The organism is Mesorhizobium loti, assembly GCF_013170705.1.
Lineage (GTDB): Bacteria > Pseudomonadota > Alphaproteobacteria > Rhizobiales > Rhizobiaceae > Mesorhizobium > Mesorhizobium loti_D.
The window spans coordinates 5813727-5832688 of the sequence record NZ_CP033334.1; the positions used below are offsets into that span (position 1 = coordinate 5813727).

Genomic DNA, 18962 nt, shown 5'->3' on the forward strand with positions numbered 1-18962 from the left:
TGACATGTGTGGAATTGTCGGACTGTTTTTGAAGGACAAGTCGCTGGAGCCGAAGCTCGGCGCGATGCTGTCGGAGATGCTGGTCTCGCTCAGCGATCGCGGCCCGGACAGTGCCGGCATCGCCATCTATGGCGCGCCCTCCAGGAATGAAGCCAAGATAACCATCCAGTCGGCGAAGCCGGCGCGCGATTTTCGCGACCTCGATAGCGAGCTTGCCAAGGCGATCGGTGTGCCGGTGAGCATAGCGGTGAAATCGACTCATGCCGTCGTCAGGACAGCGCCTGCCAAGATCGACGAAGCGCGCGAGGCGATCCAGGCGCTGCGCCCCGATATCCGCATCATGGGCGCCGGCGACGTGGTCGAGATCTACAAGGAAGTCGGGCTGCCGGAAGCGGTCGTCGATCGCTTCGATGTCCGCAAGATGGCAGGCACGCATGGCATCGGCCACACCCGCATGGCAACGGAATCGGCGGTGACGACCATGGGCGCGCATCCGTTCTCGACCGGCGCCGACCAGTGCCTGGTGCACAATGGCTCGCTCTCCAACCACAACAATGTCCGCCGCGAACTGGTTCGCGAAGGCATGAAATTCGAGACCGAGAACGATACAGAGGTCGCCGCCGCCTACCTCTCCTCGCAGATGGCGCATGGCAAGAACCTCGGCGAAGCGCTGGAAGGCACGCTTTCCGACCTCGACGGCTTCTTCACCTTCGTCGTCGGCACCAAGAACGGTTTCGGCGTCGTGCGCGACCCGATTGCCTGCAAGCCCGCCGTCATGGCCGAGACCGACCAATATGTCGCCTTCGGCTCGGAATATCGCGCGCTGACCAAGCTGCCCGGCATAGACAATGCGAGGGTCTGGGAACCGGAACCCGCAACTGTCTATTTCTGGGAGCATTGAGTTCATGCCGGCAACCAAACTTTCGAAGGCAGCGACGCAAGACCACGCCTCCCGGATCTTCGATCTCGATGTGTCGTCGCTGCGCGAGCTCAACCAGGCGCTGCACAACCTGGCTCCGGGCTCGAATGAAACGGCATGGGAAGTGCTGCACCCGAAGGGCAGCCATTCGGTCGCCGTCGGGGTCGACCAGCCTGTCAGCATCGATGTGCGCGGCAGCGTCGGCTACTACTGCGGAGGCATGAATTCGGGCAGCACCATCACCGTCCATGGTTCGGCGGGACCCGGCGTCGGCGAGAACATGATGTCGGGGTCGATCATCGTGAAAGGCGATGCCAGCCAGTATGCCGGCGCAACCGGCAAGGGTGGCCTGCTGGTCATCGAGGGCAACGCGTCGTCGCGCTGCGGCATTTCGATGAAGGGCATCGACATCGTCGTGCACGGCAATATCGGCCACATGTCGGCCTTCATGGCGCAGTCCGGCAATCTGGTGGTGCTGGGCGATGCCGGCGATGCGCTGGGCGATTCCATCTACGAGGCGCGGCTGTTCGTGCGCGGCAAGGTCGACAGCCTGGGTGCCGACTGTATCGCCAAGGAGATGCGGCCCGAGCATCTCGAGTTGCTGCAAGGCCTGCTCGACCGCGCCGGCATCACCGGCGTCAAGCCGTCGGAGTTCAAGCGCTACGGCTCGGCGCGCACGCTCTACAATTTCAATATCGACAACGCCGACGCGTATTGAGGCAGCATGACCTATCGCAACCCGCCGACGACGCCGCGCAAATCCGCGACCTTCGACGACTACACGCTTTCCGAGATCCGCCGCGCCGCGGCGACCGGCATCTATGACATCCGGGGCGCCGGCGCCAAGCGCAAGCTGCCGCATTTCGACGACCTGCTGTTCCTCGGCGCCTCGATCTCGCGCTATCCGCTCGAAGGCTATCGCGAGCGCTGCGATACCTCGGTCGTGCTCGGCTCGCGCCACGCCAAGAAGCCGATCGAGCTTAAGATCCCGATCACCATCGCCGGCATGAGCTTCGGTTCGCTGTCGGGCCCGGCCAAGGAAGCGCTCGGGCGCGGCGCGACGCTGTCAGGCACCTCGACCACGACGGGCGATGGCGGCATGACCGAGGAGGAGCGCGGCCATTCCAAACAACTGGTCTACCAATATTTGCCGTCGCGCTACGGCATGAACCTGCGCGACCTGCGCCGCGCCGATGCCATCGAGGTCGTTGTCGGCCAGGGCGCCAAGCCGGGTGGCGGCGGCATGCTGCTCGGCCAGAAAATCTCCGACCGCGTCGCCGAGATGCGCACGCTGCCGAAAGGCATCGACCAGCGCTCGGCCTCGCGCCATCCCGACTGGACCGGCCCGGACGATCTCGAGATCAAGATCCTCGAACTGCGCGAGATCACCGACTGGGAAAAGCCGATCTACGTCAAGGTCGGCGGTGCCCGCCCCTATTACGACACCGCGCTCGCCGTGAAGGCCGGCGCCGATGTCGTCGTGGTGGACGGCATGCAGGGCGGCACGGCGGCAACGCAGGAAGTGTTCATCGAGAATGTCGGCCAGCCGACACTCGCCTGCATCAGGCCGGCAGTGCAGGCACTGCAGGACTTGGGCATGCACCGCAAGGTGCAGTTGATCGTCTCCGGCGGCATCCGCAACGGCGCCGATGTCGCCAAGGCGCTGGCGCTCGGCGTCGATGCCGTCTCGATCGGAACGGCAGCCCTGGTCGCGCTCGGCGACAACGACCCCCGCTGGGAGGCGGAATACAACAAACTCGGCACCACGGCCGGCGCCTATGACGACTGGCATGAAGGCCGCGACCCCGCCGGCATCACCACGCAGGATCCCGAACTGATGAAGCGGGTCGACCCAGTGGCCGCCGGCCGCCGGCTGGCCAACTACCTCAAGGTGATGACGCTCGAGGCGCAGACAATCGCGCGAGCCTGCGGCAAGAACAGCCTGCACAATCTTGAGCCCGAGGATCTCGTCGCGCTCACCATCGAAGCCGCCGCCATGGCTGGCGTACCGCTGGCCGGCACCAACTGGATACCGGGGAAGAACGGCTTCTAGAGCATGATCCTGAAAAGTGAATTCCGGTTTCCGGAAGAGATCACGCTCGAACGAAGAAACAGCACACCGAAAATACCATAAGCGAGGAACTATAATGGGGAACGATCTCGCCGCATTCGCCAAGGAGAACGGCGTCAAATATTTCATGATCTCCTACACCGATCTGTTCGGCGGCCAGCGCGCCAAGCTGGTGCCGGCGCAAGCCATCGCCGACATGCAGAAGGACGGCGCCGGCTTCGCAGGGTTTGCCACCTGGCTCGATCTGACGCCGGCGCATCCGGACATGCTGGCGGTGCCGGATCCGGATTCGGTCATCCAGTTGCCATGGAAGCCCGACGTCGCCTGGGTCGCCGCGAACTGCATCATGGACGACAAGGAGGTCGACCAGGCGCCGCGCAACACGCTGAAGCGGCTGATCACGGAGGCTGCCGGCGACGGCATGCATGTGAAGACCGGCGTCGAGGCCGAATTCTTTTTGATCTCGCCGGACGGCAGCGTCATCTCCGACAAATACGACACGGCCTCGAAACCGTGCTACGACCAGCAGGCCGTGATGCGCCGCTACGACGTCATCGCCGAGATATGCGATCACATGCTGGCGCTGGGCTGGGGCCCCTACCAGAACGATCACGAGGACGCCAACGGCCAGTTCGAGATGAACTGGGCCTTCGACGATGCGCTCGCGACCGCCGACAAGCACTCGTTCTTCAAGTTTATGGTCAAGTCAGTGGCCGAGAAGCACGGCCTGCGCGCCACCTTCATGCCAAAACCCTTCCAGGGCCTGACCGGCAATGGCTGCCATGCTCATATCTCGGTGTGGGACAAGACGGGCAAGACCAATGTCTTTGCCGACAATTCGATGGAACTCGGCCTGTCGGCCAAGGGCAAGAATTTCCTCGGCGGCATCATGAAGCATGCCTCGGCGCTTGCCGCGATCACCAACCCGACGGTCAATTCCTACAAGCGCATCAACGCGCCGCGCACAATCTCCGGCGCGACCTGGGCGCCGAACACGGTCACCTGGACCGGCAACAACCGCACCCACATGGTGCGCGTGCCAGGCCCCGGCCGCTTCGAACTGCGCCTGCCGGACGGCGCGGCCAACCCTTATCTGTTGCAGGCCGTCATCATCGCCGCCGGCCTCGACGGCATCCGCTCGAAGGCCGATCCGGGCAAGCGCTACGACATCGACATGTACCAGCACGGGCACACGGTGAAGGGCGCGCCGAAACTGCCGCTCAACCTGCTCGACGCGCTGCGCGAGTTCGACAAGGACAAATCGTTGAAGACGGCGCTGGGTGAGGAATTCTCGTCGGCTTACCTAAAGCTGAAGCACCAGGAATGGAATTCCTATGCTTCGCACTTCACGCAATGGGAGCGCGACCACACGCTGGACATCTAGCCGTACCAGCGGTGCGAGCGACCTCGGAATGAACTGATGAAATACTCGATCTTCTCGCTCGCACGGGCCGCCCTTTCCGGCCACAAGAACTGGCAACGCACCTGGCGCGACGCCACGCCGAAAGATCGCTATGACGTGGTGATCATCGGCGGCGGCGGCCATGGCCTTGCCACGGCCTGGTTTCTCGCCAGCGAATACGGCGTCAGGAATGTCGCCGTGCTGGAAAAGGGCTGGATCGGCTCCGGCAATGCCGGCCGCAACACCACGATCATCCGCTCCAATTACGGCCTGCCGGGCAACACCGGCTTCTACGAATTGTCGATGAAGCTGTGGGAGCGGATGGAGCAGGACCTCAACTACAATTCAATGGTCAGCCAGCGCGGCGTCATCAACCTCTACCATTCGGACGCGCAGCGCGACGCCTATGCGCGACGCGGCAACACCATGCGCATCAACGGCATCGACGCCGAACTGCTCGACCTCGCGGCGGTCAAGAAGATGATGCCGTTCCTGAACTTCGACAATGCGCGCTTTCCCGTGCAAGGCGGGCTGTTGCAGCGGCGCGGCGGCACGGCGCGGCACGACGCCGTGGTCTGGGGCTACGCCCATGCGGCGAGCGGTCTCGGCGTCGACATTATCCAGAATTGCGAGGTGACAGGCTTTGTCAGGGACGCCAACGGCAAGGTGACCGGCGTCGAGACCTCGCGCGGCAGGATCGGCGCCGGCAAGGTCGGCATGGCGGTCGCCGGCTCCTCGTCGCGCGTCGCTGATATGGCGGGCCTGCGCCTGCCGATCGAAAGCCATGTGCTGCAAGCCTTCGTTTCCGAGGCGATCAAGCCGCTGATCCCAAACGTCATGACATTCGGCGCCGGCCATTTCTATGTCAGCCAGTCGGACAAGGGTGGGCTGGTCTTCGGCGGCGACATTGACGGCTACAACTCCTATGCCCAGCGCGGCAACATGCCCGTGATGGAAGACGTCTGCGAGGGCGGCATGGCGCTGATGCCGATGATCGGCCGCGTGCGCCTGCTGCGCCAGTGGGGCGGCATCATGGACATGTCCATGGACGGCTCGCCCATCATCGACAAGACGCCGGTCGACGGCCTCTACTTGAACGCCGGCTGGTGCTATGGCGGCTTCAAGGCAACGCCAGGATCGGGCTTTGTCTTTGCCCATCTGCTGGCCCGCGACACGCCGCATGAGGAGGCCGCACGGTTCCGCCTCGACCGGTTCCGGACTGGCGCCATGATCGACGAAAAGGGCCAGGGCGCCCAACCGAACCTGCACTGAGGACGGCCAGAAAATCATGCGTATTGTCTGTCCCTTCTGCGGCGAACGCGAACTCGGCGAGTTCACCTATCTCGGCGACGCCAAACCGGTGCGGCCGGCGGCGGATGCCGGCGAGGATGCCGTCTTCGACTATGTCTATCTGCGCGACAACATCGCCGGCGTGATGAACGAGAACTGGTACCATGGCGGCGGATGCCGGGCTTGGCTGAAGGTCACGCGCAACACGCTGACGCATGAGATTTCCGCGGTCGAACCGGCGCCGGGTGCCGGCGCGGCGAAGGTTGACGCGTGATGGCCGGCGCGCAGAAAAACCGGCTGGACAATGGCGGTCTCATCGACCGCACGGCGCCGCTGAACTTCCGTTTCGACGGCAAGAGCTTTTCCGGCTTCCAGGGCGACACTCTGGCGTCGGCACTCGTTGCCAATGGCGTCAAGCTGGTCGGCCGCTCGTTCAAATACCATCGCCCGCGCGGCATCCTGACATCAGGCTCGGAAGAGCCCAACGCGCTGGTCGAACTGCGCACAGGCGCCAGGCGCGAGCCCAACACCAAGGCAACGACGGCCGAGCTCTACGAAGGGCTCGAGGCCGCCAGCCAGAACCGCTGGCCGTCGCTGCGCTTCGACGTCATGTCGGTCAACCAGCTGTTCGCGCCGATCTTCGTCGCCGGCTTCTACTACAAGACCTTCATGTGGCCGGCGAAATTCTGGGAAGCGATCTACGAGCCGGCGATCCGCCGCGCCGCTGGCCTTGGCCGCGCCGCCGGTGTTGCCGATCCCGACCACTACGACAAGGCCTGGGCGCATTGCGACGTGCTGATCGCCGGCTCCGGTCCGGCTGGTCTGGCAGCGGCACTTGCCGCCGGCCGCGGCGGCGCCCGCGTCATCCTGTGCGAAGAGGATTTTGCGCCCGGCGGGCGGCTGCTGTCGGATGGCGGCACGATCGATGGCCTGCCGGCCGCCGAATGGTTGTCGCGGGCCCTGGCTGAGCTCACGGCAATGCCCGATGTCCGCATCATGACCCGCACGACACTGTTCGGCGTCTATGATGGGGGCACCTATGGCGCGCTGGAGCGGGTCAACGACCACCTGCCCTCGCCGCCCGAACACCAGGTGCGTCAGCGGATGTGGCGGATCGTTGCGAAGCGCTGTGTTGTCGCGGCCGGCGCCATCGAACGGCCGATCGTCTTTGCCGGCAACGACACGCCCGGTGTGATGATGGCCTCGGCGATGCGCACCTATGTCAAGCGCTACGCCGCCACTCCCGCAAAACGCGTCGCGCTGTTCACCAACAACCAGGATGGCTGGCGCACGGTCGAGACCGCACTCGCAGCCGGACTGCGGATCGCCGCGGTGATCGACGCGCGGGCCGACGTCTCCCCTGCCCATCGCTCGCTTGCCTCCAAGGGCGGCTTCCCGGTGCTGCACGGCGCTGTCAGCGGCGTTGACGGCGGCAAGGATGGCGTCAGGAAAATCGCCGTGTCGCTGACCGGGGGCGCGCGCGCCGAGGTCGAGGCTGACGGGCTTGCGGTTTCCGGTGGCTGGAATCCGGCGGTCGGGCTGACCTCCTATCATCGCGGCCGGCCAAAATGGCGCGACGACATCGCCGCCTTCGTTCCCGACGGCGCGCCGCCCGGCATGGTCGCGGCGGGTGCCGCCAATGGTGCCTTCGGCCTCGGCGCCTGCCTGGCTGAAGGGTTCGCCGCAGGTGCTGCAGCAGCGCGCGATGCCGGGCGTGCCGGCAAGACCGGCTCAGCCCCACTCGCCGGCGACGAGGCGTTCTCGCTGACGCCGCTCTGGCACGTTGCCGGCAAGGGCAAGGCCTTTGTCGACTACCAGCACGATGTCACCGCCTCCGACATCGAGCTGGCGCAGCGCGAGGGTTTTGAATCGGTCGAACATCTGAAGCGTTACACGACGCTCGGCATGGCGACCGATCAGGGCAAGACCTCGAACGTCGCCGGCCTCGCCATCATGGCTGCGGTGAGCGCCCGCTCCATTCCCGAGACCGGCACGACGATCTACCGGCCGCCTTATGTGCCCGTCGCCATCGGTGCCTTCGCCGGCCATCATCGCGACGAGACTTTCCACGCCACAAGGCTAACGCCGTCGCATCACTGGGCAGCCGAACGGGGTGCCGTTTTCGTCGACACCGGCCTGTGGAAGCGCGCGCAGTGGTATCCGCGCGCGGGCGAGAAGGACTGGCTGGACTCTGTGACCCGCGAGGTCAAGGCAGTACGAAGCGGCGTCGGCTTCTGCGATGTCTCGACGCTCGGCAAGATCGACGTGCACGGCCCGGATGCCGGCGCCTTCCTCGACCGCGTCTACATCAACACTTTCTCCAACCTCGCCGTCGGCAAGGCACGCTACGGGCTGATGCTGCGCGAGGACGGTATCGTCTACGACGACGGCACGACGTCGCGGCTGGCCGAAGACCACTACTTCCTCACCACCACCACCGCCAAGGCCGGGCTGGTGATGCAGCATCTCGAATACTGTCGGCAAGTGCTGTTCCCGGAACTCGACGTCCAGTTGACTTCGGTCTCCGACCAATGGGCACAGTTCTCCATCGCCGGACCGAAGACCCGCGATCTGCTGAAGGAGGTCGTCGACCCGGCGGAGGATCTTTCCAACCAAGGTTTCCCGTTCATGGGCGCGCGGGAAGTCGCCTTGCGCGGCGGTATCAAGGCACGGCTGTTCCGCATCTCTTTCTCCGGCGAGATGGCGTTCGAGATTTCCGTTCCCGCACGCTACGGCGAAGCGATGGCGCGCAATCTGATGCTGGCCGGCCGGCCTTTCGGCGTCACGCCTTACGGCACCGAGGCGCTTGGCGTGATGCGCATCGAAAAGGGCCATATCGCCGGACCGGAACTGAGCGGCACGACGACGGCCGCCGACCTAGGCCTCGGCAAGTTGATGTCCACCAAGAAAGATTTCATCGGCCGTGTCATGGCCGGGCGCGAGGCGCTGGTCGCGCCAGACCGTCAGGTCGTCGTCGGAGTCAGGCCCACCGACAGAGCGCGCCGGCTGCGCTCCGGTGCGCATATTATCCCGAAGGGGCAGACGCCCGGGCCAGGCAACGACCAAGGCTATGTCACCTCGGTCTGCTTCTCGCCGACATCAGACCAGTGGATCGGGCTCGCGCTCGTCGAGCGCGGCCGCGAACGCATCGGCGAGATCGTCCATGCGCACGACCCGATTCGCGGCGAAGACTATGATGTCGAACTGTGTCATCCCGTCTTCTACGATCCGGATGGAGGGCGCCAGCGTGGCTGAGTTTTCCTGGGACATCCGCAGTCCGCTTGACCGCGCGCTCGTGTCGGGTGCGTATGGCGCACGTGGCGATGCCGGCGTCTTGCTGACCGAGATCCGCAATTTCGACCTCGTCCAGGTGATGGCGCGACGCGGCAAGGCAGCCGACATGGCCAAGGCCGCGAAGGGCAGGTTCGGCGTCGCCGCTCCGGAAACGCCGAAGGCGGTCACCACGGCGGACGCAACACTGATCTGGTCGGGGCCGGATCAGTTTTTCGTCCTGTCGCAAGGCGGCAAGCATGGGACGGGGGCGCTTGCGCCTGCCTTTGCCGCATCGACGTCGCTGTCCGACCAATCGCACGCGCGCGTGCTGATCAGCGCCTCCGGCGCCAAGGCACGCGCAATGCTGGCCAAGCTGTCTTCGATCGATCTGCACCCCGATACGTTCGCGGTTGGGACGGCGGCCCCGACCTCGATGGATCACACCAGCGTCACGATCTGGCGCGGCAATGACCGGGTGGATGGCCAGGCGGTGTTCAACGTTCTTGTGTTTGCGACTTTTGCCGAAAGCCTGTGGCATACGATGCTCGACTCGGCTGCGGAGTATGGCGTCAACATCAGGCATTCCGAGGAATTGACCTAGTCTAGCACCTTACCGTGGCCTTCCCTTCTCCCCCTGTGGGAGAAGGTGGCCTCGCGAAGCGAGGTCGGATGGGGGGTGCTACAGCTTGGCAATGACGGTGATCCGTCACGCACCCCTCAACCGTCTCGGCGCTCCGCGCCGATCCACCTTCTCCCACAAGGGGAGAAGGGAAGATGGGCGCTTCACCTTGCCAAACGCAATCGCACTGCTATTCTTGCTGCTAAAATAATTTTACACACAGGCAAACTTGTTTCTCGAACCGCAAGGCTGAGATGAGCCAGTCGCCCTACCCCACGATCACAACAGGACCGCCGCGCCCGAGCCTCATCCTGAGGCCTGGCCAGATCGCGCTGCCGCCGGGCATGGAACGCTACACGATCCAGGGCAATGGCGCGGTGCTGATCGAGGTCGAGGCGGGTGATACGATCACGGTCCGCAATGTCGAGGGCGGCCAGGCCTGCGAACTGCTGGCCTGGGACGCCACGGGCGTCACCGATGCCGCCATCCTCGGCGAAAGATCCAACAGCAATGCCGCCGGCATCAAGGATTTGCTGACCGCTGGCGATGACAGTCTCGGTGCCTTGCGGCGGGGCATCGCGCGCCGGCAAGTTCAGCTTGACCAGGCCAAGGCAGTCCGCGTCTTCGGCAGTGCCACGCCTGCAGGCACCGAACAGGGTTTTACCGTCGCTCGCGACGGCTCGATGATCATCGCCGCCCCCGGCGGCCCGATGCTGGTCGATGGCCACGACACGGCAACGCCGCTTACGGTTGTCGTGCGGCGCGTCACGATCCGCCTGAAAACAAAATCGCAGCTTGCCGATCCCCTCGCCGATCCGGTGCTCGACCTACGCGTCCATTCGGCAACCGCCGAATCCTATTTCGTCAAGGCGGGCGACTATCTGCAGATCATCGATGTCGACGGGCGCCAGTGCACCGATTTCCAGTGCTTTTCGGCGCGCAAGCTCGACAAGGGCCTCGACCATCCACTCGACGTGACGACGACGCGCACGTTGATGGGATCGAGCTATCCGATGCCGGGCCTGCACTCGAAATACTACGACCAGGACATGGAGCCGCTGGTCGAGGTGGTGCAGGATACGTGCGGCCGGCATGATGCCTTCGCACTCGCCTGCGCGGCGAAGTACTATGACGACATCGGCTATCCCGGCCACACCAACTGTTCGGAGAATTTCAACGGCGCCCTGGCCGGCAAGGGTGTCAGTCCTCGCGCCGGCTGGATGGCGATCAACTTCTTCTTCAACACCGCGATCGACGCGCATGGCATCATGGTCTCGGACGAGCCGTGGTCGCGCCCCGGGGACTATGTGCTGCTGCGCGCGCTGACCGACATCGTCTGCGTCTCCTCCGCCTGCCCCGACGACACGACGCCGGCCAATGGCTGGGACCTGACCGACATCCACGTGCGGACCTATTCCGGCCAGCACAAATTCTCGCGAGCGATCGCCAGACGCATGACGCCCGATTCGGAACCGAAAATGACCCGCGAGACAGCCTTTCATTCGAGCTTTGCCAAGCACACCCGCAACTTCGCCGAGTACAGGGGCTATTGGCTGGCCAACGCCTTCGCCAAGGATGGGCCGATAGCTGAGTACTGGGCCTGCCGGCAGGACGCGGTGATCATGGACCTGTCGCCGCTGCGCAAGTTCGAAGTCACCGGCCCGGATTCCGAAGCGCTGCTGCAATACACGCTGACCCGCGATGTGAAGAAACTCGGCGTCGGCCAGGTCGTCTACTCCGCCATGTGCTACGAGCATGGCGGCATGATCGACGACGGCACGTTACTCCGGCTCGGCAAGGACAATTTCCGTTGGGTCGGGGGCGACGATCTTTCCGGCGAATGGCTGCGCGAGACGGCAAAAAAGCTCGATCTCAACGTGCTGGTGCGCTCATCGACCGACCAGATGCACAATGTCGCCGTGCAGGGCCCGAAAAGCCGTGACATCCTCAGGGACGTGATCTGGACATCACCGTTACAGCCATCAATCGATGAGCTCGAATGGTTCCGCTTCGCCGTCGCCCGCATCGGCGGCGGCAACGGCGTACCGGTCGTCGTCTCGCGCACCGGCTATACCGGCGAGCTCGGCTACGAAATATGGTGCCATCCGCGCGACGCCGAAAAGGTGTTCGACGCCATATGGAAAGCCGGCCAGCCGCATGGGCTGAAACCAATGGGCCTGCAAGCGCTCGACATGGTGCGCATCGAGGCTGGACTGATCTTCGCCGGTTACGAATTCTCGGACCAGACCGACCCGTTCGAGGCCGGCATCGGCTTTACCGTGCCGCTAAAGAGCAAGACCGATGATTTCATTGGCCGCGAGGCGCTGATCCGGCGCAAGGAAAACCCGCGGAACAGACTGGTCGGTCTAGACATCGACGCCAATGTCGCTGTCGGCCATGGCGATTGCGTCCATGTCGGCCGTGCCCAGATCGGTGTCGTCACCTCGGGCATGCGTTCGCCGGTCCTGAACAAGAACATCGCGCTGGCGCGGCTCGACGTCACCCATGCGGCCATCGGCACCGAGGTCGAGATCGGCAAGCTCGACGGCCATGCCAAAAGGCTGCCGGCGCGTGTCGTCGCCTTCGCCCACTACGACCCGCACAAGACCAGACCGCGTTCCTGAGCATTGCCTCCAGGACAGGCAAAACCGCGCACCAGCAGTGCCGCGAGCCTTATTGTCCCGTGCGCGCGCAAGCGTGATGTGTACGGTTTCACAAAACGCTTGACCTGAAAGCGCGCCGGATCAATCTTCACTCTTAAGAAAAAAATACGACTGAGTGGAAACATTAGAGTCGTGTTGTCATGGGCCGGGGAGCAAGCTTCGCAAAGTCGAGGCATCGCCGGCGGGGAACATCGAAAAAGGGGAAGTCACTGACATGAGCACCATAAGTACGGCCCTGGAGCAGCCTGCCGATAGCAAGCTGCTCAGGCATATCGACTGGCGCGGCGCCTTCTGGGTGGCAAGCGGCGTTCCGGCACTGGTTCTGTTTTCGATCGGCGGCATTGCCGGCACGACCGGAACGTTGGCCTTCCTGATCTGGACGGTGTCCATGATCATGGGTTTCCTGCAATCCTTCACCTATGCCGAGATCGCCGGCCTGTTCCCGAACAAGTCCGGCGGCGCCTCGATCTACGGCGCAACGGCTTGGCTGCGCTATTCCAAGTTCATCGCGCCGCTGTCTGTGTGGTGCAACTGGTTCGCCTGGTCGCCGGTGTTGTCGCTCGGCTGCTCGATCGCGGCCGCCTACGTCCTCAATGCGCTGGCGCCGGTGCCGTTGTTCACCGAGACCTCGGCGGAAGTCGTCGCCTATATCGCGGCGCATGCCGGAACGGCGCCCGCCGACGCGATTGCAGCGGTGACGACCGCCGCGACGCCGGCAATCCGCAACTGGACGCTGTACAGCCACACGCTGGGTCCGGTCTCCTTCACCTTCAATGCGACCTTCTTCATCGGCGCGGTGCTGATGCTGATCATCTTCTCGATCCAGCATCGCGGCATCCTCGGCACCGCCAATGTGCAGAAATATATCGGCCTGCTGGTCATCATCCCGATGCTGATCGTCGGCGTCGTGCCGATCTTCACCGGGCAGATCAACTGGGCCAACTTCTCGCCGCTGGTGCCGCTGGCGGCCGCCTATGCGCCGGATCCCGGCGCCTGGAATATCGCCGGCTGGACGCTGGTGCTCGGCGGCATGTTCATTGCAGCCTGGTCAACCTACGGCTTCGAGACCGCCGTCTGCTACACCTCCGAGTTCAAGAATCCCGGCACCGACACGTTCAAGGCCATCTTCTATTCCGGCCTGCTCTGCATGCTGTTGTTCATCCTGGTGCCCTTCACCTTCCAGGGCGTGCTGGGCCTCAACGGCATGCTTGCAACGCCGATCGTCGACGGCTCCGGCGTCGCTGACGCGCTTGCCGGCATGGTCGGCGGCGGCAAGCTCATCCACAGCCTCCTGGTGATGCTGATGATCCTGGCGCTGGTGCTGTGCATCATGACGGCGATGGCCGGCTCCTCGCGCACGCTCTACCAGGGCTCGGTGGACGGCTGGCTGCCGCGCTATCTCAGCCACGTCAACGAACATGGCGCGCCGACCCGTGCCATGTGGACCGACCTCTGCTTCAACCTGATCGTGCTGGCCATCGCCTCGGCCGATGCGACGAGCTTCTTCTTCATCCTCGCTGTGTCGAACTGCGGCTACATCATCTTCAACTTCCTCAACCTCAATGCCGGCTGGATCCACCGCATCGACAACGGCCATATCGCACGGCCATGGAAGGCGCCGACCTGGCTGCTCGCAATCGGAGCGATCTTCGCCTATGTCAACGCGATCTTCATGGGCGCCGGTGCCAAAGTGTGGAACCCGATGGCGTTGTGGGCCGGGCTCATCACCGCGGCGCTGATCATTCCGGTGTTCTGCTTCCGCCACTACATCCAGGACAAGGGCAAGTTCCCCGACCACATGCTGGCCGATCTCGGCATGACGGGAACCGACCTCTCGGTGAAGAAAGCAGGCATGCTGCCCTACCTGACGCTGGTCGCCGGCGTGGTGGTGATGCTGATCGCCAACTGGGTATTCGTCATCTGACAGGGCAACTTGACAAATATCGGGCGCGCTTCGGCGCGCCCGATGCTTTTCGGCCACCAGCCTTCACCTCACCCAGCCTTGCGGATCGACGCTTCCGTATCTTCGAAGAACCGGTTGGGCGGCCGCTTCAGGCCGAGATTCTCGCGCAGCGTCGAGCCCTCATACTTCAGCCTGAAGATGCCGCGCCGCTGCAGCTCGGGCACCACCTTCTCGACGAAGTCGTCGAGCCCGGCGGGCAGATAGGGAAACATGATGTTGAAGCCGTCCGATCCCTCGGCGACCAGCCATTCCTCCATCTCGTCGGCAATCGTTTTCGGCGTGCCGACGAAAGCAAGGCCGGAATAGCCACCCAGTCTCTGGGCCAGCTGGCGCACCGTCAGGTTTTCATCCCTAGCCAGTTCGATGGCGCGCTCGCGGCTGCTCTTCGAGGCATTGGTCTCCGGTATTTCCGGCAGAGCGGCGTCGGGATCGAAGGCCGACGCGTCATGCCCAAGAGCGATCGACAACGAGGCAATGCCGCTCTCGTAATAGACCAGGCTGTCGAGCTTCGCCCGCCTGGCCCGCGCTTCCTCGACACTGTCGCCGACAATGACGAAGGCGCCAGGCAGGATCTTGATGTCGTCGCGGGAACGGCCAAGTTTCTGCGCCCTGGCTTTGACATCGGCGAAGAAGCGTTGGCCCGACGCGAGATCGCCATGGGCGGCGAAAATGACTTCCGCCGTTTCCGCGGCCAGCTGCCGCCCGGCCTCCGACGCGCCGGCTTGCACGATGACCGGCCAACCCTGTACCGGTCGCGCGATGTTGAGCGGTCCGCGCACGGAGAGATGTTCGCCCTTATGGTCAAGCACATGCAATTTGGCGGGGTCGAAATAGAGGCCGCTTTCGGCATCGCGGAGGAAGGCGTCGTCGGCAAAGCTGTCCCAGAGGCCGGTGACGACATCGTAGAATTCCCGCGCCCGGTGATAGCGCTCGTCATGCTCGACATGTTCGTCCAGCCCGAAATTCAACGCCGCATCGGGATTGGACGTCGTCACGATGTTCCAGCCGGCGCGCCCGCCGCTGATATGGTCGAGCGACGCGAATCGACGGGCGATGTGATAGGGCGCGTCAAAGGTTGTCGATGCGGTGGCAACCAGCCCGATGTGATCGGTGACGGCGGCAAGCGCCGACAGCAAGGTGAACGGCTCGAACGAGGTCACCGTGTGGCTGCGCCGAAGCGCCTCGATCGGCATGTTCAGCACGGCCAGATGATCGGCCATGAAGAAAGCGTCGAATTTCGCCGCCTCCAGCGTCTGTGCGAAACGCTTCAAATGCGCGAAGTTGAAGTTGGCGTCGGGATAGGCGCCCGGATAGCGCCAGGCGCCGGTGTGCAAACTGACGGGACGCATGAAGGCGCCGAGCCGCAATTGCTTTTTCTCTGCCATGGGAAGACACCCTGATAGGACGAGCGGTACCGCTCCGGTGCCGCTCAGAATGGAACCGCTTGGCCGCACTGGGAAGGAATTCTGTTTTGCAGAACCGGCGCCAGGGAGCATTTTAATCGGCGTGATGGGATCGGCCGTCGCGCCGGATCATCCGCCATCGACATCAACGATGAGGGATGATCCGCGCCGCTCTATTCGGCCGCCAGCGCCAGTTGCGGCCTTTCCGGCAGTTCCGTCGCGGATGCTTCTGCGGCGTCGACACCACGCTTCTTCGGCTCGCGGCCAAAGAACAGTGCGTAGCCGGCGGGCAGCACCAGGATGGTCAGCACGGTGGCGACCACGATGCCGCCCATCATCGCATAGGCGAGTGGCCCCCAGAACACGGCGCGCGAGATCGGGATCAGCGCCAGCACCGCCGTCATCGCCGTCAGCACAATCGGCCGGAAACGGCGCACAGCCGAGCCGATGATGGCCTCCGAGCGCTCCATGCCTCTGGCGATGTCCTGGTCGATCTGGTCGACCAGGATGATCGAGTTGCGCATGATGATGCCGAGCAGCGCGATGACGCCGAGAATGGCGACGAAGCCGAACGGCGCGCCGCTGATCAAAAGGGCCGCGGCCGCACCGATGATGCCGAGCGGACCGGTGGCCAGCACCAGCATCGCCTTGCCGAAGTTCTGCAGCTGGATCATCAAGAGCACGACGATGATGGCCAGCATGATCGGCGCCTTGGCGGCGATCGAAGCCTGGCTTTCGGCTGAATCCTCGGCACCGCCCTGGATTTCGATCTTGTAGCCGGGCGCCAGGCCGTCGCGCAGGCCCTGGATGTCCTTGTACATCTTGGTGACGACGTCGTTGGACTGCACGCCGTCGGGCAGCGTGGCACGCACGCTGATCGTCGGCAGGCGGTCGCGGCGCCACTCGATGCCTTGTTCGAGCACCGGTACCACCTTGGCCACCTGCGACAGCGGCACGAAGCCGCCGAAATCGGTCGGGATATAGACCGAGTCGACCGACGACAGCAGGCTGCGGCTGGCGTCCGGCTCGCGGGCGACGATCGACACCGTCTCCTCGCCGTCGCGGAAATTGTCGAGCGGCGCGCCGGACATGGTTGCCTGCAGCATCTGGCGGATGCGCTGCGAGGTGACGCCGAGCGCACGGGCACGGTCCTGGTCGATCACCAGCTTCATCGCCGGCACCGGTTCGAGCCAGTCGTCATGGACCGCGCCGAGCAACGGATTCTCGCGGAACTTCGCCTTCACCTGGTCGGCGATGCGGCGCACCTCCTGGCGATCCGGGCCCATGACACGCATCTGCACCGGCCAGCCGGTTGGCGGCCCGAGGAACAGACGGTCGACCTTGGCACGGATCGAGGGGAAGTCCTCGGCCAGAACCGTGCGCAGCTTGACGATCAGCCGCTCGCGGGCCGGCTCGTCATTGGCCATCACCAGCATCTGGGCGAAATTCGGATTGCTGAGCTGTTGGTCGAGCGGCAGGAAGAAGCGCGGCGCGCCTTCGCCGATATAGGTGGCGATGAAGCGCTTGTCCTTGTCGTCCATCATCTTGGCCTCAAGCGCCTTGGCCTGCGCTTCGACCTCCTTGATGCTGGTGCCTTCCGGCAGCCAGAGGTCGACGAGGATTTCCGGCCGCGACGATTGCGGGAAAAAGTTCTGCGGAATGAACTGGAACGCCCACAGGCTGGTGGCGAAGGTTACCAGCGTCATGACAAGCACGATGATGCGATGGCGCACCGCCCAGCCGACGGTAGAGCGAAGCCGGCGGTAGAAGCGGGTGTCGAATGCATCGTGATGGGTACCGGCGTGCTTGCGCTGCTTGAGGATCATGTTGCCGAGCCACGGCGTGAAATAGACCGCGACGAACCACGACACGATCAGCGCGATGCCGACGACATAAAACAACGTGCGCACATATTCGCCGGCCGTGGAGGCGGCGAAGCCGACCGGAATGAAGCCGGCGGTGGTGATCAGCGTGCCGGTCAGCATCGGGAAGGCGGTCGATGTATAGGCGAAGCTCGCCGCCTCGATCTTGACCAGGCCCTCCTCCAGCTTTCGCTCCATCATCTCGACGACGATCATGGCGTCGTCGACAAGCAGGCCGAGCGCGATGATCAGGGCGCCCAGCGAAATGCGCTGCAGGTCGATGCCGAGCTCGTACATGATGGCGAAAGTGGCTGCGAGCACCAGCGGAATGGCGATGGCGATGACAAGGCCTGAACGCCAGCCGATCGACAGGAAGGAGACGACAAGCACGATCAGCAACGCTTCGCCGAGCGCGTGCATGAATTCGGCCACCGCGTCCGTGACGACGCCCGGCTGGTCGGAAATCTGGTCGACCGACACACCATAAGGCAGCGCCTCCTCGAAGCGCTTGTAGGTTGCCTCGACATCCTTGCCGACATCGGTGACCTTGAAGCCCTTGGCCATGACGACGCCAAGCTGCACGCTTTCGTGGCCGTTGAAGCGGTACTTGCGCTGGAAGGGATCTTCGAGCCCCGAGGTCACGGTGGCGATGTCGCCGAGCCTGGTGACCTGGCCGCCGGCACGCAGGCGCAGTTCCCTGATATCGGCGGCCTTGGTGACGTCTCCTTCGACCGAAATGCGCACCGAATTGACGCCGGTGTCGACGGCACCGGCCGGATCGACATTGTTCTGGCCCTTGATCGCATTCTGCAGGTCGGTCAGCGTCAGGCCACGTTCGGCCAGCGCCTTGGACGACACGTCGATATAGAGCTTTTCCGGCTGGTCGCCGATGATGACGGCCTTTTCGACGCCCGGCGTGGTCAACAGCATGTCGCGCGCCTGGATGGCGAATTTCTTCAGCTCGGGATAGGAGAAGCCATCGCCGCTGATCGAATGCAGCGTGATGAAGGTGTCGCCGAACTCGTCGTTGAAATAGGGGCCGAGCAGGCCCTGCGGCAGGTCGCCGGATATGTCGCCGACCTTCTTGCGCACCTGATAGAAGGCGTCCGTCACCTCGGCGGCGTTGGTATCGCCCTTGATCTGCACCGTGATGATGGCGCTGCCGGCGCGGGTGAAGGAGCGCACGAAGTCGAGATGCGGCGTTTCCTGCAGCTTGCGCTCGATCTTGTTGACGACCTGGTCCTCCATCTCCTGGATCGACGAGCCCGGCCAGATCGCCTGCACGACCATGACGCGGAAGGTGAAGTCAGGGTCTTCCTTCTGGCCCATGCGCATCAGGCCGAGCGCACCGGCGATGATGATCAGCCCGAACAGGAACCGCGCTATTGAGGGGTGGCCGATGGCCCAGCGCGAAAGGTTGAAGGGCCGCTTTTCTTCAGTGGAGGTCGTCATCGGTGCTGTCCACTTTGCTGTTTGCCGGCGCCTGGTGCCTCGAAG

The 18962-nt window shown here is 64.0% G+C and carries 12 protein-coding genes; 10 read left to right on the plus strand and 2 right to left on the minus strand.

Translation table 11 applies throughout. The annotated features are described in order from the left end of the window. The first annotated feature begins 4 nt into the window (after positions 1-4). From EB815_RS28635 to EB815_RS28680, 10 genes are all read left to right on the plus strand, one after another. Positions 5-901, plus strand: a complete 897-nt coding sequence (locus EB815_RS28635) for a class II glutamine amidotransferase (RefSeq protein ID WP_056564304.1) — start codon at positions 5-7, stop codon at positions 899-901. 4 nt (positions 902-905) lie between these two features. Further along, on the plus strand, positions 906-1637 hold the full coding sequence (locus EB815_RS28640; protein ID WP_056564307.1) for a GXGXG domain-containing protein: 732 nt from the start codon (positions 906-908) through the stop codon (positions 1635-1637). A gap of 6 nt (positions 1638-1643) precedes the next feature. Further along, positions 1644-2972: an FMN-binding glutamate synthase family protein gene (locus EB815_RS28645; RefSeq protein ID WP_056564310.1), complete on the plus strand. Its 1329-nt coding sequence runs from the start codon at positions 1644-1646 to the stop codon at positions 2970-2972. Between the two features lie 94 nt (positions 2973-3066). Continuing rightward, positions 3067-4374: a type III glutamate--ammonia ligase gene (gene glnT, locus EB815_RS28650; RefSeq protein WP_056564313.1), complete on the plus strand. Its 1308-nt coding sequence runs from the start codon at positions 3067-3069 to the stop codon at positions 4372-4374. Positions 4375-4410: 36 nt separating this feature from the next. Next, positions 4411-5664: a sarcosine oxidase subunit beta family protein gene (locus tag EB815_RS28655; RefSeq protein WP_056564316.1), complete on the plus strand. Its 1254-nt coding sequence runs from the start codon at positions 4411-4413 to the stop codon at positions 5662-5664. Positions 5665-5680: 16 nt separating this feature from the next. Next, positions 5681-5956, plus strand: coding sequence for a sarcosine oxidase subunit delta (locus EB815_RS28660; protein WP_056564319.1), 276 nt, complete (start codon positions 5681-5683; stop codon positions 5954-5956). Beyond that, on the plus strand, positions 5956-8937 hold the full coding sequence (locus EB815_RS28665; RefSeq protein ID WP_056564322.1) for a sarcosine oxidase subunit alpha: 2982 nt from the start codon (positions 5956-5958) through the stop codon (positions 8935-8937). Before EB815_RS28660 ends, EB815_RS28665 begins: the two co-directional genes overlap by 1 nt. Next, positions 8930-9556 (plus strand): sarcosine oxidase subunit gamma, encoded by a 627-nt coding sequence (locus EB815_RS28670; protein WP_056565661.1) that lies wholly within the window; start codon positions 8930-8932, stop codon positions 9554-9556. Before EB815_RS28665 ends, EB815_RS28670 begins: the two co-directional genes overlap by 8 nt. Positions 9557-9828: 272 nt before the next feature. Continuing rightward, positions 9829-12198 carry a DUF1989 domain-containing protein gene (locus EB815_RS28675; RefSeq protein ID WP_056564326.1) on the plus strand — a complete coding sequence of 790 codons (2370 nt, stop codon included), beginning with the start codon at positions 9829-9831 and terminating at the stop codon, positions 12196-12198. A gap of 253 nt (positions 12199-12451) precedes the next feature. Further along, positions 12452-14161, plus strand: coding sequence for an APC family permease (locus tag EB815_RS28680; RefSeq protein ID WP_056564329.1), 1710 nt, complete (start codon positions 12452-12454; stop codon positions 14159-14161). A 68-nt stretch (positions 14162-14229) separates the two neighbouring features. On the opposite strand, the gene EB815_RS28685 is transcribed toward EB815_RS28680, so the two are convergent. Then, on the minus strand, positions 14230-15585 hold the full coding sequence (locus EB815_RS28685; protein ID WP_056564332.1) for an LLM class flavin-dependent oxidoreductase: 1356 nt from the start codon (positions 15583-15585) through the stop codon (positions 14230-14232). 191 nt (positions 15586-15776) lie between these two features. Continuing rightward, on the minus strand, positions 15777-18917 hold the full coding sequence (locus tag EB815_RS28690; RefSeq protein WP_056564335.1) for an efflux RND transporter permease subunit: 3141 nt from the start codon (positions 18915-18917) through the stop codon (positions 15777-15779). Positions 18918-18962 lie beyond the last annotated feature (45 nt).